The sequence below is a fragment of the Paralcaligenes sp. KSB-10 genome (genome assembly GCF_021266465.1).
Classification (GTDB): domain Bacteria; phylum Pseudomonadota; class Gammaproteobacteria; order Burkholderiales; family Burkholderiaceae_B.
Window position 1 is genome coordinate 4,194,974 of record NZ_CP089848.1, and the last position, 15,950, is coordinate 4,210,923.

The 15,950-nt window shown below is 61.3% G+C and carries 9 protein-coding genes, 1 pseudogene and 2 riboswitches; of the genes and pseudogenes, 9 read left to right on the forward strand and 1 reads right to left on the reverse strand.

The window, feature by feature from the left end:
• Positions 1-3 precede the first annotated feature (3 nt).
• From LSG25_RS19190 to LSG25_RS19230, 9 genes and pseudogenes are all read left to right on the forward strand, one after another.
• A complete protein-coding gene (locus tag LSG25_RS19190) occupies positions 4-1,776 on the forward strand; it encodes an autotransporter assembly complex family protein (RefSeq protein WP_232742463.1) in 1,773 nt (590 codons plus the stop codon).
• 17 nt (positions 1,777-1,793) lie between these two features.
• Positions 1,794-5,351, forward strand: coding sequence for a translocation/assembly module TamB domain-containing protein (locus LSG25_RS19195; RefSeq protein ID WP_232742464.1), 3,558 nt, complete (start codon positions 1,794-1,796; stop codon positions 5,349-5,351).
• Positions 5,352-5,425: 74 nt separating this feature from the next.
• The gene (gene dcd, locus LSG25_RS19200; RefSeq protein WP_232742465.1) at positions 5,426-5,989 is read left to right on the forward strand and encodes a dCTP deaminase; all 564 of its coding nucleotides are present in this window, start codon (positions 5,426-5,428) and stop codon (positions 5,987-5,989) included.
• Positions 5,990-5,998: 9 nt separating this feature from the next.
• On the forward strand, positions 5,999-8,260 hold the full coding sequence (locus LSG25_RS19205) for an arginine/lysine/ornithine decarboxylase (protein ID WP_232742466.1): 2,262 nt from the start codon (positions 5,999-6,001) through the stop codon (positions 8,258-8,260).
• 3 nt (positions 8,261-8,263) lie between these two features.
• Entirely contained in the window at positions 8,264-9,484 is a 1,221-nt protein-coding gene (locus tag LSG25_RS19210; protein WP_255696609.1) for an NAD(P)/FAD-dependent oxidoreductase, read from the forward strand.
• A gap of 70 nt (positions 9,485-9,554) precedes the next feature.
• Positions 9,555-9,643: riboswitch (glycine riboswitch) on the forward strand.
• Positions 9,644-9,669: 26 nt separating this feature from the next.
• A riboswitch (glycine riboswitch) is annotated at positions 9,670-9,782 on the forward strand.
• A gap of 51 nt (positions 9,783-9,833) precedes the next feature.
• Positions 9,834-10,931: a glycine cleavage system aminomethyltransferase GcvT gene (gcvT, locus tag LSG25_RS19215; RefSeq protein WP_232742467.1), complete on the forward strand. Its 1,098-nt coding sequence runs from the start codon at positions 9,834-9,836 to the stop codon at positions 10,929-10,931.
• A 42-nt stretch (positions 10,932-10,973) separates the two neighbouring features.
• Positions 10,974-11,354, forward strand: coding sequence for a glycine cleavage system protein GcvH (gcvH, locus tag LSG25_RS19220; RefSeq protein WP_232742468.1), 381 nt, complete (start codon positions 10,974-10,976; stop codon positions 11,352-11,354).
• Between the two features lie 45 nt (positions 11,355-11,399).
• Complete coding sequence (gene gcvP / locus LSG25_RS19225) at positions 11,400-14,297, forward strand: aminomethyl-transferring glycine dehydrogenase (protein ID WP_232742469.1); 2,898 nt, start codon at positions 11,400-11,402, stop codon at positions 14,295-14,297.
• Positions 14,282-14,470, forward strand: a pseudogene (locus LSG25_RS19230) (arginase family protein); the annotation flags it as partial. The gene gcvP and the pseudogene LSG25_RS19230, both read left to right, overlap by 16 nt.
• Before the next feature lie 38 nt (positions 14,471-14,508).
• Here LSG25_RS19230 and LSG25_RS19235 read toward each other — a convergent pair.
• Positions 14,509-15,792, reverse strand: coding sequence for an aspartate aminotransferase family protein (locus LSG25_RS19235; RefSeq protein ID WP_370636023.1), 1,284 nt, complete (start codon positions 15,790-15,792; stop codon positions 14,509-14,511).
• Positions 15,793-15,950 lie beyond the last annotated feature (158 nt).

The window sequence follows — 15,950 nt, forward strand, 5'->3', positions numbered from 1 at the left end:
TTGATGCGTGCGACGGTTGCTGGTTTTCTGATCATTGTAGGTTTGGGCGATTGCGCGTACGCCGCCCAGCCCGAAGTCGTGATCGATCCCGGCGGCGTCGGGCCTGCGGCCCTGCAGTCGATCACCAGCGCCGTGGGCGTCATTACCCGCCTTGCCGAAGACCAGGACGCCAGCGAAATGTCGCGCCTGCAGCGCCGCGCCCGTCAGGCCACGATTTCGGCCCTGGAAACCCAGGGGTATTTTTCGTCCAAGGTCACGCTCGATGTCGGCGAAGACGTGGGCGGCCAGACCTGGAACATCACCATAGAGCCTAACGAGCGCACGACGGTCAAGACAGTCGAACTGTCTTTTACCGGTGGCATCGCGGCACCGGAATTTGCCGGCCGCCTCAAGTCCATTCGGGATCAATGGCTGCTCAAGGAAGGCATGCCTTTTGTCAACGAGCGCTGGGGCAAGGCCAAGGCCGACCTGATCGACAACGTCAGCACCAAGGATTTCTACCTGGCCCGTCTGGTCAGCTCGCGGGCCGCTATCGATGCCGATGCCGCGAAGGCCGATTTGCGCATGGCCGTGGACAGCGGCCCGCGGGTGAGGTTGGGGAAAATGACGGTCACCGGGCTCAAGAGAGTCCCCCAGAAGCTCGTGGACCGTTATGTGGATTACCAGCCCGGCGAGCCCTACGACCAGACGCAGCTCGATGAATGGCAGCAGGCTTTGCAGTCGACCACGTTTTTCCGCGGGGCATTCGTAACGCTGGACAACGATCCCCAGCATCGCACCGTCTTGCCCAATGGCGATGTCGAGTTGCCGGTGCAGGTCAAGTTGACCGAAGCGCCGGCGCGGCGTTTTTCCACGTCGCTGGGCGTGGATAGCGACAATGGCGTTCGCGCGGAGGTCTTGTATCGCCAGAATGTGGTGTTCGGCGAGCCGATCTGGATAGAAACCGGCGCGGGGGTCGACAAGAATCGCCAGCGGGCGTTCTACGACGTGCATTTCGCGCCGACTGCCAGTGGCTACAACGACAGCGTGGGCGCGCTTTTTAGCCACTCCGACATCGAGGGGCTGGATACGACGCGCACCGGCCTGGGATGGAAGCGCACGCAGACGCGCAATGCCGCCGGCAACAGCCGGGTGCAGTTCGAAACGCAGTGGTATCTGGCCGCCGCCTACGACAAAGTCAAGATTGCCGGGGCCACCGGGTACGAAGTCCCCACCCTGGTGGGCACCTGGGATTGGCTGCGCCGCGATGTCGACGACAAGTACGATCCGCGCGAGGGCAACCTGATCGATGTGGGTTTGGGTTCGGGAGTCACTCTGGATAAGGGTGAACCCTTTTATCGTGCCGGCCTGCGAGCCCAGAAGTGGTGGCCGGTAGGCCGGCGCGACGTCCTGACCCTGCGCGGCGAGGTAGGCAAGGTGTGGTCCAAGACCTCGCGGCTGCCTGAAGATTTTGGATACCGCACGGGCGGTGCGCGCAGCATACGCGGCTATCGCTATCAGAGCATAGGCTTGCAGCAGGGCGCCGCGATAGTTGGAGCGCCGGCCTTGGCGGTGGCCAGCATCGAGTACATGCATTATTTCAACGAGCGTTTCGGTATGGGCGTGTTCGTCGATGCCGGCGATGCCGCCGAGTCGTTCAGCGCCATGAAATGGGCGGTCGGCTATGGGGTGGGGGCGCTGGTGCGTACGCCGGCGGGCCCTTTCAATATAGATGTGGCTTATGGCCAGCGCGATCATAAATTGCGTTTGCACTTTTCCCTGGGTATTGCGTTTTGAACAGTCTGGCGCGATGGATGCGGCGTATTTTCGTCGGGCTGGGTCCGACGGCCGTTCTGTTGCTGGCCGTGGCCTGCGGCTTTGTGTACTGGTGCGTGGGCACGCAGGCCGGCACGCGCTGGGTGTTCCTGACCGCGGCCGAACAACTGGACGGCAAGGCGGAAGGCATCCAGGGCTCCATCTGGAACGGTGTGCAGATAAGAACCTTGCAGGTCAAGGTGCCCGGCGTGAACATGGCGGCGGAAAACCTGCAAGTCCAGGTCAACTGGGGGGACTTTCTGGATCACAGCTTGCACATACGCATGCTGTCGGCCGACAAGCTGGATCTGGATTTGATCCGCTCGCCTCCGAAGTCCCCGAACGGGCCATTCAAGATGCCCGGCCTGCCCGTGGGGGTGGAGCTGGACCGATTCGCGCTGGGCGAATTGGCCATCCGCCAGGACGGCAAGGCGCTGCCCCTTACTGTAAGGGACGTGGTGGCGTCCCTGTCGCTGTCGGAGCTTGGGGCGCAATTGTCCCTGCATCATATCGGGCTGGGTCGCGATTCCATGAAAGTGGACGCGGACGGCGAGGTGAAGCTGCTGAAGCTGAAGGATCCCTGGCCGGTTCAGGCGAACCTGGTCATACATGCGCGCGACCTGCCGCCCGATTCGCTTTTATGCGCGCGCCATTTCGTGCCTACCTTGCCCGAAGGCGACAAGGAGAATGCGTCGATCGAGGCCTGCGTGGTCGATTTGACGGCCAAGGCGGAAGGCTCGCTCGATGCCTTGAAAGTCGTGCTGGCGGCCAATGGCCAGGGCCTGCAGCTCGATGGCGATGTGAATCTTGCGCCGCGTGCCGCATTTCCCCTGCGCGATGCGGTCGTGGATCTGGGCCTGATGGATGGATCCTCTTTGCATGCCAAGCTTGGCTGGCAGCAGGAAACCGTGGGCAACGCCGTTCAGGACCATGTGCAAGGCACGGTCAGCACCCAGAAACTGAATGTGGGGCTGCTTGCCGGCCCGACGATTCCCTCCTCGCTGCTGACTTCGACCATCAAGTTCGATGCGCAACTGCGCAACCGCAGCGATTTGCTGGCCGCCAGCCTGGACGTGGCATTTGGTCCGGGATCGCGCTGGAATAAGCAGCCCTTGTCGGGGACCATCAAGACCAAAATCGTCAACACGGCGCTGCCACCCGATGCGTCAGCCACCTCGGCCGTGAACGCGGAGGCATGGAAGTTCCTGCAGGTCCAGGAACTGGCCATGGATGTACGCTTGGGCAAGAATCGCATGCGGGCGGACGGTTCGCTTGGGCGTGTCGATGGCCATATGAAGCTGGACGTACAGGCCCCCGAGCTGGCTGCCTTCTGGCCGGATGCGGTTGGCGGGCTCGCCCTCCAGGGCGAGATAAACGGCTGGTGGGCCAAGCACTCCACCGATCTGAAGATTGTGTATTCTCCTCCAGGTCAGGGGAAACCGGCTGGTCAGCCTGCCAAGCGCGGGGGTGGGGCGGCGGGCAGGCAGGTGCAGCTCCATATGGCCACGACAGGCGCGTGGGGGCCTTCCAAGACTGGCCTTGACAGCTGGCAGGGCAAGATTACCCAGTTCCAGCTCGCCCAGTCGGGGGCCAGCGTAGGTATCCAGGGGCCTATTGCCGTTTCCATGAGCCCCGGGGCGGTGGCGCCTGACTGGGAATGGCAGGTCGGGGCCGCGTCGCTGGATTTTCGCCTGCCGTCCAAAGCGGGTTTTGTGATGCAGCACAAAGGGTCGCGCGGCCGCGCTGGAATCTGGGAAACTCAGGGGGGTATCGGCCAGTTGACCCTTTCTCCCCAGTTGATCCGGGAATTGCGCCAGACCTTCAACGTGACAGACAAGGCGAAGGCCGATCGAGGCGGCGTCAATGTCAAGTCAAAGCGTGCCGGCCAGATCAAGGACCTGGTGCTGGCCGCCGACTGGCATTTCAAGTTTGCGGGGACGCTGGGGGGGCAGGCCACGATCAAGCGCATTTCCGGAGATCTGGTGGTTCCGGGCGATCCGCCATACGCGCTCGGGCTCCAGGACCTGATCCTGGACTTGAAGGCCGGCAAGGCGGGCGCCGCCGCCAGCCGCCTGAATGTCGATTTGAAAATGAATACGGCCAGGCGGGGCCAGATTACCGCGAGCGGCAGCACGCTTCTAAGAACCACGCCGCAGGGGCAGTTGAATTATGATTCCAAAGAACCCCTGAACCTGGCTGTGCGTGCGGATATTGCCGATATTGCCTGGCTCAGCAGGTTTATCGGCGACAACACCGACCTGGGCGGTTCGCTGCATGCCGACGTGCAGGCCAAGCGCGCGGCCAATGGGTCATGGGCAACGACAGGCGTCATCAACGGGAAAAACATCAAGTTCGTGCGCCTCGACGATGGGGTTCGCCTTTTTGAGGGTACGCTCGAGGCGCATTTGGCCAACGAACGCCTGATACTCGACAAGCTGAGCTTTCCAGCCCGCCTGAGGGTCGATCCCAAGGAATGGCGCACCAATGAGTGGGTGCACACCAGCCCGGATGCCAAGAACGGCCACCTGACCCTGAGCGGCGACTGGGACCTTCTGCATTCGGCGGGGGTGGTCAACATCGATCTGTATCGCTACCCGATCCTGCAGCGTTCTGATCGTTACGCCATGATCAGCGGCAAGCTGAAGATCGATGCGCAGATTCCGAAGATTTCCATCGTGGGCGATATCAAGGCGGACGCGGGTTGGTTCGACCTGGACATGCTCAGCAGCGTGCCGACGCTCGATAGCGATGTCGTGGTCCTGCGCCCCGGCGTCGAGGTGGCCCCCAGCACGCCCATGGCTATTTCCATGGACCTGAAAGTGGACCTGGGGCCGCGGTTTTACATCACCGGTTTCGGCCTGGACTCGGGCCTGATCGGCAGCATGCGGATCATCATGGCCGACGGCAAGCTGACGGGCGAGGGTGCCCTGAGAACGCGCGGCGGCGCCATTTCGGCCTATGGCCAGCATTTGCAGCTCAGGCGCGGGACGATCACGTTCCAGGGCGATATCGCCAACCCGGTTCTGAACATCGAAGCCTTGCGCACCGGCGTGGCCGTTGAAGCCGGCGTGCGTGTGGCGGGCACGGGCAAGCGCCCGCGCATCGACCTGGTGTCCTATCCGAATGTCAGCGATGTGGAAAAGCTTTCGTGGCTGTTGCTGGGCCGCGCGCCGGATGAAGGCGGAGGCGACGCCGCGCTGCTGCTTTCGGTGGGCACATCGCTGATCGGCGGCGGCGCGCCTTTCTATCGCAAGCTGGGCCTCGACGAAGTCAGCATACAGTCGGGCGAGCTGGCCAGCACGGGCAGCCTGTTGCCGGTCCAGACGGTGGTCAATGACATCAGCAACAGCAGCAACAACAGCACGCTCGAGCAGCAATTCGTGCGCGCCAGCAAGATTCTTTCCAAGGGCATTACCGTGAGCGTCGAGCAGGCCCTGTCCAAGACGGGTACGGTGGGGCGGCTCAGCTACTTGCTGGCCAAGGGCTTGACCGCCGAACTGAGCGTCGGTACGGTAAGCGGAATAGCCTTGGTTTACCGTACTTTCTTCAAAGATTAGCGGTTTCTTGCCGCCGCCGTACATCTTCCCTGGCTAAGGGATAAAATAGGCGCCCACGCAACTAGGTGATGGATATGAGCATTAAAAGTGATCGCTGGATCAAGCGCGTTGCCGGGGGCGGCATGATAGAGCCGTTCGAGCCGGGCCAGGTGCGCACGGCCAATGGCGGCAAGATAGTCAGCTACGGGACCAGCAGCTATGGCTACGACGTGCGCTGCGCCCGTGAGTTCAAGATTTTCACGAACATCAATTCGACTATCGTCGACCCCAAGGCCTTCGATGAAAAGTCGTTCGTCGATTTCGAAGGCGATGTCTGCATCATTCCTCCGAACTCGTTCGCCCTGGCGCGCACGGTCGAATACTTCCGCATTCCGCGCAGCATCCTGACCATCTGCCTGGGCAAGAGCACCTATGCGCGCTGCGGCATCATCGTCAACGTCACCCCGCTCGAACCCGAGTGGGAGGGCCATGTCACGCTCGAGTTCTCCAACACTACGCCGCTGCCCGCCAAGATCTATGCCGGCGAAGGCTGCGCGCAAATGCTGTTTTTCGAAAGCGACGAAGTCTGCGAAACCTCGTATCGCGATCGCGGTGGCAAATATCAGGGGCAGCAAGGCGTCACCTTGCCTCGCACCTAGGAGTTCCCCATGAAATTTCGTTTTCCCATCGTCATCATCGATGAAGACTATCGCTCCGAGAATGCCTCGGGTTTCGGCATCCGCGCCTTGGCCTCCGCCATCGAAGCCGAGGGCGTGGAAGTGCTGGGGGTCACGAGCTACGGCGACCTGAGCTCGTTCGCCCAGCAGCAAAGCCGCGCCAGCGCCTTTATCTTGTCGATAGACGATGAGGAGTTCGACGTCGATTCGCCCGAAGACGTGGCCAACGCGATCAAGAATCTGCGCCTATTCATAGGCGAGCTGCGATTCCGCAACGAAGATATCCCCATTTACCTGTATGGCGAGACGCGCACCTCGCAGCATATCCCGAACGATATCCTGCGCGAGCTGCATGGTTTCATTCATATGTTCGAGGATACGCCCGAGTTCGTGGCGCGGCACATTATTCGCGAGGCGCGTTCCTACCTCGATGGCCTGGCCCCGCCGTTTTTCCGCGAGCTGGTCAAGTATGCGTCCGACGGCTCCTATTCCTGGCATTGTCCAGGGCATTCGGGCGGCGTTGCCTTCCTGAAAAGCCCGGTGGGGCAGATGTTCCACCAATTCTTCGGCGAGAACATGTTGCGGGCCGACGTCTGCAATGCCGTCGATGAATTGGGGCAGCTGCTGGACCACACCGGCCCGATTGCCGAGTCCGAGCTCAACGCGGCACGCATATTCCATGCCGACCATTGTTTTTTCGTGACCAATGGCACGTCGACCTCGAACAAGGTGGTGTGGCACGCCAATGTGGCCTCGGGCGACGTGGTGGTGGTCGATCGCAATTGCCACAAGTCCATCCTGCACGCCATTACCATGACGGGGGCCATTCCGGTATTTCTGCGCCCCACCCGCAATCACCTGGGAATTATCGGGCCCATACCGCTCGATGAGTTCGAGCCCGAAAACATCCGCAAGAAAATCGAGGCCAACCCGTTTGCCCGCGAAGCCAAGGACAAGCGGCCGCGCATCCTGACACTGACTCAAAGTACCTACGACGGGGTAATCTACAACGTCGAAATGATCAAGGAAAAGCTCGGCTCCGAAATCGATACGCTGCACTTCGACGAAGCATGGCTGCCGCATGCGGCATTCCACGAGTTTTACCAGGACATGCACGCCATCGGCTTGAATCGCCCGCGCAGCAAAGATGCCATGGTGTATGCCACGCATTCCACGCACAAGCTGCTGGCGGGTATTTCCCAGGCCTCGCAAATCATTGTGCAGGAATCCGAAACGCGCAAGCTCGACCGCAACATTTTCAATGAAGCGTACCTGATGCATACCTCCACCTCGCCGCAGTACGCGATCATTGCCTCGTGCGATGTGGCCGCGGCCATGATGGAGCCGCCCGGGGGCACGGCGCTGGTCGAGGAAAGCATACGCGAAGCCCTGGACTTTCGCCGCGCCATGCGCAAGGTCGAATCGGAGTTCGGCAAGAACGACTGGTGGTTCAAGGTGTGGGGCCCCAACCGGCTCGTGGGCGACGGTATCGGCAATCGCGACGAGTGGATGCTCGAGTCGGGCGAAGAATGGCATGGCTTCGGCGATCTGGCCGAAGGCTTCAATATGCTCGATCCCATCAAGGCCACGATCGTCAATCCGGGGCTGGACATGTCGGGTACGTTTGCCGAAACCGGCATCCCTGCCGCCCTGGTGTCCAAATACCTGACCGAACACGGCGTGGTGGTGGAAAAAACCGGCCTGTATTCGTTCTTTATTCTTTTCACCATAGGCATCACCAAGGGCCGCTGGAATACGCTGTTGACCGCCTTGCAGCAATTCAAGGACGATTACGACCGCAACCAGCCGCTCTGGCGCATTCTGCCGGATTTCTGTCGCGGCCATCGGCATTACGAAAAAATGGGCTTGCGCGATTTATGCCAGATGATCCATATCGCTTATCGCGAGCACGATGTGGCGCGCCTGACGACCGAGATGTACCTGAGCGATATGGTGCCCGCCATGAAGCCTTCCGACGCCTATGCCAAGATGGCGCACCGCGAGGTCGAGCGGGTATCCATCGACGATCTGGAAGGGCGGGTAACCGGCGTGCTGCTGACTCCCTACCCGCCCGGCATTCCCCTGCTGATTCCCGGCGAACGATTCAATCGTCGCATTGTTCAGTACTTGCAGTTTGCGCGCGAATTCAATGCCAGGTTTCCGAGCTTTGAAACCGATATACACGGCCTGGCTGAAGAAAAAATGCCCGATGGCGAATCGCGTTTCTACGTCGACTGTCTCAGAGAAGACTAAGGCGTGTCGGCGGGGCGCTTTGATGTAGCGGTTATCGGGGCCGGGGCCGCCGGCATGATGGCGGCGGCCGTGGCCGGCCAGCGCGGCTTGCGGGTGGTGCTGGTCGAGCACGCCGCCAAGCTGGCCGAGAAAATCCGCATTTCAGGCGGCGGCCGCTGCAATTTCACGAATATCGGCACGACGCCCGCCAATTTTCTGTCGCAAAATCCCAATTTTTGCCGGTCGGCGCTGGCGGCCTACACGCCGCGCGATTTCATCGATCTGGTCGAGAAGCACGGCATACGCTGGCACGAAAAACATCGCGGCCAGCTTTTTTGCGACGATTCCAGCGAGTCGATCATCGAGCTGCTCAAACGCGAATGCGATATGGGCCGCGTGGCCTGGCGCATGCCGTGTTCCGTGGCGGAGCTTGAGCACGACAAGACCGATTTTGTCTTGCGGACTTCGTTGGGTGAAATACGGGCGGCCCAACTGGTGCTGGCCTGCGGCGGCATGGCGATCCCTCAATTGGGGGCCACCGATTTCGCCTTGAAGGTAGCGCGCCAGTTCGGCCTGAAAGTGGTGGAACCCCGTCCTGCCCTCGTTCCGCTGACCTTCGATCCGGAACACTGGAAGGCGTTCGGGGCCCTTAGCGGCGTCGCGCTTGAAGTGGGCGTCACGGGCGGCCAGGGCAAGGGCCGTGCTGAATTTCTGGAAGACCTGCTGTTTACGCACCGAGGTTTGTCGGGGCCCGCCATTTTGCAGATTTCGAGCTTCTGGAATCCGGGCGAGCCGATCACGCTGGACCTGGCTCCGGGGCGCGACCTGGAGCGGGAACTGCTGGTGGCCAAGCCGGGCAACCGGCAGCAGCTCAATTCGGTCCTGTCGGACCTGTGGCCCAGGCGCCTGGCCGAGCAATGGCTCTCCAACGTCGACGGGGTCGAACACGGAGTAACGAGCCTGCGCATGGCCGATGCGCCCGACCGGCTGCTGCGCCGGTTGGCCGGGCAGATTCATCGCTGGTCGCTGACGCCCACCGGAACCGCCGGCTATAAAAAGGCCGAGGTCATGCGTGGAGGCGTGGATACCCGGGGCCTCGATCAAAAAACCATGCAGGCCAAGGCTGTGCCTGGCCTGTATATTGTCGGCGAAGCGCTCGATGTCACGGGCTGGCTGGGTGGTTACAATTTTCAATGGGCCTGGGCTTCCGGCATGGCTTGCGGGCGCGCCCTGCAGGCGAAATAAACCCCTGTCAGGTCCGCCGAATTCGCTTGGTGTTCGATCCCCTTTCGAGTTATGCTTTGCGCTGCTGTCATTACATGTGGCGGGAGAGAGCCGATTTTTCGGCCGCCGAAGGCGCAATTCGCCCAGAATCGCTCAGGTACCCGGTACCGTCCATGTATTGTCTGTGTCGCTATCCGAGGCAGGCAGGGCAGCAATCTGGAGAGACTTGCGCGGCACTCGTGGGTGACGCGGCAGGCGCCGAAGGTGAACACTCGCTGCGTGCGGGTCAACTCTCAGGCAAAAGGACAGAAGGGCGGCACTCGCCAATCAGCTTGTTGGCATCCGTCGTTCCCTGTTTCTCGGAGTCTCCATGTCTTCTGCGCTCAAGCGTACCCCTTTATTCAGCGTTCACATCGAGTCGGGCGCCAAAATGGTCGATTTTGGCGGCTGGGAAATGCCGTTGGCCTACGGGTCGCAGCTCGAGGAGCACCACGCCGTGCGCCAGGACGCCGGCATGTTCGATGTGTCGCACATGCTCAATGTCGAGGTCAAGGGGCCCGATTCCAAAGCCTTTTTGCAGCGCCTGCTGGCCAACGATGTGGCCAAGCTGAGCGTGCCCGGCAAAGCCCTGTATTCGTGCATGCTGAATTTCGAGGGCGGCGTTATCGACGACCTGATTGTCTATTTTTTTGCCGCCGACAATTGGCGCATTGTGGTCAATGCCGCCACGGCCGACAAGGATGTTGCCTGGATGCAACGCGTTGCGCATGCCGGGCATTTCAATGTGGCGCTTAATCCGCGACGCGATCTTGCCATGATTGCGGTGCAAGGCCCGAATGCGCGCCAAAAGGTCTGGGCGGCACGGCCTGCCTGGCAGACTCCCACTGAAGCGCTGACCCCTTTCGTGGGCACTTTTATCGATGAACTTACCCTAGTGGCGCGCACCGGCTATACGGGCGAAGACGGCTTCGAAATTGTTTTGCCCGCAACCCAGGCCGAGGCCCTGTGGCGCGACCTTGCCCGGCAGGGCGTCAGGCCATGCGGGCTGGGCGCGCGGGACACCTTGCGTCTCGAGGCGGGCATGAACTTGTATGGCCAGGATATGGACGACTTTGTGCATCCCCAGGAAGCCGCGCTGTCCTGGACGGTGTCGCTCAAGGATCCGCAGCGCCAGTTCGTTGGCCGGGCCGCCATCGAAGCCGTGCCGGCCGCACGGTCTCTGGTCGGGCTCAAGCTGCTGGAACGCGGCGTGATGCGCGCTCACATGAAGGTTCGCACCGCGCAGGGCGAAGGCGAAATCACCAGCGGCACCATGTCGCCCACCATGGGCGTGTCGGTGGGCATGGCCCGTGTTCCAGCCGGTGCGCAAGCCGGCGATAAAGTCGAAATTGAAATACGTGGCAAATGGGTTCCGGCCCAGGTCACGCCCATGCCTTTTGTCCGCAACGGCAAAGTCCTTGCGGCCTGAACTGTTTTTTCGAAAACTTCATTACTTTTAACGAGGTCTATCATGAGTCTTCCTTCCGATCGCAAGTACACGTCGTCGCACGAATGGGTTAAAGCCGAGGGCGATGTGTTCCTTGTGGGCATTACCGATGCCGCCCAGGATCAACTCGGCGACCTGGTTTTCGTGGGCGATGTCAATCCCGGCGCAGTGCTGGCCGCCGGCGAAACCGCGGGTGTGGTGGAATCCGTCAAGGCGGCGTCCGATATCTATGCGCCGGTCGATGGCGAGATCGTGGCATTCAACGAGGCCCTCGATTCCGAACCCAATCTGATCAACGATGCGGCTTTCGATACCTGGATTTTCAAGATCAAGCCGAAAAATGCGTCCGACATCGACGGCCTGCTCGATGCGGCCGGTTATGAAGCCGTGGTCAACGCGGGTTGAGCTTTCATTTTTTTATTAGCCATTCGTTCTGTTTAGGTTGTGCATATGCTGCGTGAATTAGACCCCCATACCGATTTTGTGCCTCGCCATATCGGGCCCGCCCAAGCCGATCAGGCAAAAATGCTGTCGGCGATCGGGGTTGCAAGCCTGGAAAGCCTGATTCAGGAAGTCGTGCCCGCCAGTATCCTGAGGCGCGGGGCACTGGATTTGCCGGCGTCGCGCAGCGAGGCCGATGCCTTGGCCGAATTGAAAGCGATCGCCGGGCAAAACCAGGTGTTTCGCAACTACATCGGGCAGGGCTACTACGGCACGCAGGTGCCCAATGTCATCCTGCGCAATATTCTTGAAAATCCCGCCTGGTATACCGCCTACACGCCTTATCAGCCCGAGATTTCCCAGGGGCGCCTCGAAGCATTGCTGAATTACCAGACCATGGTGGCCGACCTCACCGGCCTGGGCATTGCCAATGCCTCCCTGCTCGACGAAGGCACGGCGGCAGCCGAGGCCATGACTCTGGCGCGCCGCGGTTCACGCGCCAAAAGCAATGTGTTCTTTGCCTCGCGGCATTGCCACCCGCAAACGCTGGAAATTCTGCGCACGCGGGCCAGCGGCCTGGGCATCGAAGTCGTCGTGGGCGACGAGTCGCAAGGCGTGCCCGAGTGCTTCGGTGTACTGCTGCAGTACCCGCACAGCCTGGGCGCAGTCGCAGACTACCGCGGCCTGACCGAAGCCGTGCATGCCAAGGGCGGCGTGGTTGCGGTCGCCACCGACTTGCTGGCGCTGGCCTTGCTTGCGCCGCCGGGTGAGTGGGGCGCCGATATTGCCATAGGCTCGGCCCAGAGGTTTGGCGTGCCATTGGGTTTTGGCGGCCCGCATGCGGGCTTCATGGCCTGCAAGGATGCGTTCAAGCGCAATATGCCCGGCCGCCTGGTCGGGGTTTCCAAAGATAGCCAGGGCGCAGCGGCTTTGCGCCTGGCGCTGCAAACGCGCGAACAGCATATACGCCGCGAAAAAGCCACTTCGAACATCTGCACGGCGCAGGTGCTGCTGGCCGTCATGGCCGGCATGTATGCCGTATGGCATGGCCCGCGCGGCATCAGGCGCATTGCCGAACGGGTGGCCTGCCTGACCGCCTATTTAAGGCAATCGCTGCAGGCGCTGGGGCTGGCCAGCCGCAACGACAGTTTCTTCGATACCTTGCTGCTCGACAGCGGCGAGCACACTCAGGCGATCGTGCGCGCCGCGGAAGCGGCCTCCATCAATTTGCGCCAGGTCGGCGCGGCTCAGTTGGCCGTGTCGCTGGACGAGACCGTGACCGTATCGGATATCGCCGATTTGCTGCGGGTGTTTGCGCAGGCCCTGGGCAAGACCTGGAACGAGCCCGACTGGGCCAGCCAGGCCCTGCCGGCCAGCCATGGCATTCCCGCCGCCTCGCAACGCTCTTCGGCGATCTTGTCTCACCCGGTATTCTCCAGAGTCCAGTCCGAGACCGATATGCTGCGCTACCTGCGCAGCCTGGCCGATAAAGACCTGGCCCTGGACCGGACCATGATTCCCCTGGGCTCGTGCACCATGAAGCTCAATGCCACGGCCGAGATGATTCCCGTCACCTGGCCCGAGTTCGGCGATATGCATCCCTATGCGCCGGTGGCGCAAACCAGGGGCTACCAGGAACTTATTCGTCGCCTGTCGGCGGCACTGTGCGAGATTACCGGCTACGACTCGGTCAGCCTGCAACCCAATTCGGGCGCGCAGGGCGAGTATGCCGGCTTGTTGGCCATACGCGCCTATCATCGGGCCAATGGGCACCATCAGCGCAATGTCTGCCTGATCCCGTCTTCGGCCCACGGCACCAATCCCGCATCTGCGCAATTGGCCGGCATGGAAGTGGTGGTCGTGGCGTCCGACGATCAGGGCAATGTCGATGTGGCCGATCTGCAAGCGAAGATTGCGCAGGTGGGCGATCGCCTGGCGGCACTCATGATTACCTACCCCTCCACGCACGGCGTGTTTGAAGTAGCGGTGACGCAGATTTGCGATCTGGTGCACGAGGCCGGCGGCCAGGTGTATCTTGACGGCGCCAATATGAACGCCATGGTGGGCCTGGCCCAACCCGGCAAATTCGGCTCGGATGTGTCGCACCTTAACCTGCACAAGACATTTTGCATTCCGCACGGCGGCGGCGGACCGGGCGTCGGGCCGGTGGCGGTGCGGGCCCATCTGGCGCCGTACTTGCCGGGTATCCTGAACGAGCAGGGAGAACTGTCGAAAGAGGCCGTGGTGGGGCCGGTTTCGGCGGCGCCTTATGGGTCGGCCAGCATCCTGCCCATTCCCTATCTGTACATAACCCTGATGGGGGCCGAGGGCCTGCTGCAGGCGACCGAAGTCGCCATACTCAATGCGAACTACATCGCCGAGCGCTTGCGTGGGTATTATCCGGTCTTGTATGCGGGGCATAATGGCCGCGTGGCGCACGAATGCATACTCGACATACGCCCCATCAAGGAAAGCAGCGGAATCTCGGCGGAAGACATTGCCAAGCGCTTGATCGATTATGGGTTCCATGCCCCGACCATGAGTTTCCCGGTGGCCGGAACGCTGATGGTCGAGCCGACCGAGTCTGAAGGCCTGGCCGAGCTGGATCGTTTTATCGATGCCATGATTGCCATCCGTGCCGAAATCGCACAGATTGAAAGCGGTGCGAAAGATGCCGAAGACAATGTCCTGAAAAATGCTCCGCATACGGCGCAGATGCTTCTGGTGACGGAGTGGCATCACGATTACACGCGCGAAGAGGCGTCGTATCCGGTACAGAGCTTGCGCGACAACAAGTACTGGCCGCCGGTGGCGCGCGTCGATAATGCCTATGGCGACCGCAATCTGGTTTGCGCCTGCCCGCCGCTCGAGGCTTATACCGACGCCGGAGAGAAATCCCTGGCCTGACGGTGCCCCAGGCGCTTGAAATCATTCGTGGCGCCTGGGGGCTCGATATAGTGGGCGCGGATCTCGTCGAGATCGCGCCCCCGTACGATCCCCATGGCACGACGGCGCTGCTGGGAGCCAACCTGGCTTATGAAATGTTGTGCGTACTGCCAGGAGTTCCGCGCCGAGCCTGACTGTAGGGGCACGCCTTGTGGGTGTCCCGCTACAGGTCTCAGTCGATGGTTTTGAGAACCGCCGCTATGGTTTCGAATAGCTGGGCGATCTGCGCCTCGTCGATGATGAGCGGCGGCGAGACAGCCAGGATGTCCCCGGTATACCGAACCATCAGGCCCTGGTCGAAACATTTCTTGAAGGCTTCGGCGGCGCGTGCTCCGGGCGCGCCGCTGCGCGATTCGAGTTCAATGCCGGCAACCAGGCCCAGGTTGCGCACATCGACCACGTGCCGCGCGTTTTCGAGGCCATGGGCCGCTTTTTCAAAAACGGGGGCCATGGTGTTGGCGCGTTGAAAGAGCTGGTCCCGTTCATAGATGCCCAGCGTGGCCAGTATGGCGGCTGTGGCCAGCGGGTGGCCTGAATAGGTGTATCCGTGGAAAAACTCAATGCCGTTGGCGGCGGCGCCCACAATGGTGTCGTGGACCTCGCGTTTGACGGCCACGGCGCCGGCCGGAACACTGGCGTTGCTAATCCCCTTGGCCAGGGTGATCAGGTCGGGCGTAACGCCGAAACGTTCGCTGGCAGTGGCCGCGCCCAGGCGGCCGAAGGCGCTGATGACTTCATCGAAAATCAGCAGGATGCCGTATTTTTCGGTAATGGCGCGCAGGCGTTCGAGGTAGCCTTTGGGTGGGATCAGCACGCCGGTGGATCCGGCCATGGGTTCGACGATGACAGCCGCTATCGTGGAAGCGTCATGCAAGGCAACCAGGCGTTCGAGGTCGTCGGCCAGATGCGCGCCCCATTCCGGTTGCCCGCGCGTGTTGGCGTTTTTGGACAGATCGTGGGTGTGCGGCAAGTGATCGACGCCAGGCAGCAGGGCGCCCGAAAATGCCTTGCGGTTGGGCGCGATGCCGCCCACTGAAATTCCCCCGAAACCTACGCCGTGGTAGCCGCGTTCGCGGCCTATCAGGCGCGTGCGCTGGCCTTCGCCGCGTGCGCGATGGTAGGCCAGGGCGATTTTCAGCGCCGTGTCGACGGACTCCGAACCCGAGTTCGTAAAGAAAATTCGATCAAGCCCGGCCGGCATGATCTTGGCAACAGCGGTGGCGGCCCGGAATGAATTGGGGTGCCCGATCTGGAAGCTTGGGGCGTAGTCGAGTTCCGCTGTTTGATGCGCGATGGCTTCGATGATCTCTTCGCGCCCATGTCCGGCATTGACGCACCAGAGCCCTGATGTGCCGTCCAGAATCTGGCGGCCGTCGGCCGAGGTGTAATACATGCCCTTGGCCTTGGCCAGCAGCAGCGGGTGCTCCTTGAATTGCCGGTTTGCCGTAAATGGCATCCAGAGGTGCGACATGTTTGGAACAGCGGTTTGGGTACTCATGATTATCCCCGAAGGCGAATTGGACAAGACTGCACAGATGCCTATTTTCGTCTGGCTCAAAGAGGATTGAAATATACAGATATTTAATAAATCAATAACTGTACTGGTAAAATAAA

Bases quoted from the DNA above. Each gene is read 5' to 3' on its own strand.
- LSG25_RS19190 (WP_232742463.1), top strand. From the start codon at position 4: ATGCGTGCGACGGTTGCTGGTTTTCTGATCATTGTAGGTTTGGGCGAT.
- LSG25_RS19195 (WP_232742464.1), top strand. From the start codon at position 1,794: ATGCGGCGTATTTTCGTCGGGCTGGGTCCGACGGCCGTTCTGTTGCTG.
- dcd (WP_232742465.1), top strand. From the start codon at position 5,426: ATGAGCATTAAAAGTGATCGCTGGATCAAGCGCGTTGCCGGGGGCGGC.
- LSG25_RS19205 (WP_232742466.1), top strand. From the start codon at position 5,999: ATGAAATTTCGTTTTCCCATCGTCATCATCGATGAAGACTATCGCTCC.
- gcvT (WP_232742467.1), top strand. From the start codon at position 9,834: ATGTCTTCTGCGCTCAAGCGTACCCCTTTATTCAGCGTTCACATCGAG.
- gcvH (WP_232742468.1), top strand. From the start codon at position 10,974: ATGAGTCTTCCTTCCGATCGCAAGTACACGTCGTCGCACGAATGGGTT.
- gcvP (WP_232742469.1), top strand. From the start codon at position 11,400: ATGCTGCGTGAATTAGACCCCCATACCGATTTTGTGCCTCGCCATATC.
- LSG25_RS19235 (WP_370636023.1), bottom strand. From the start codon at position 15,792: ATGCCATTTACGGCAAACCGGCAATTCAAGGAGCACCCGCTGCTGCTG.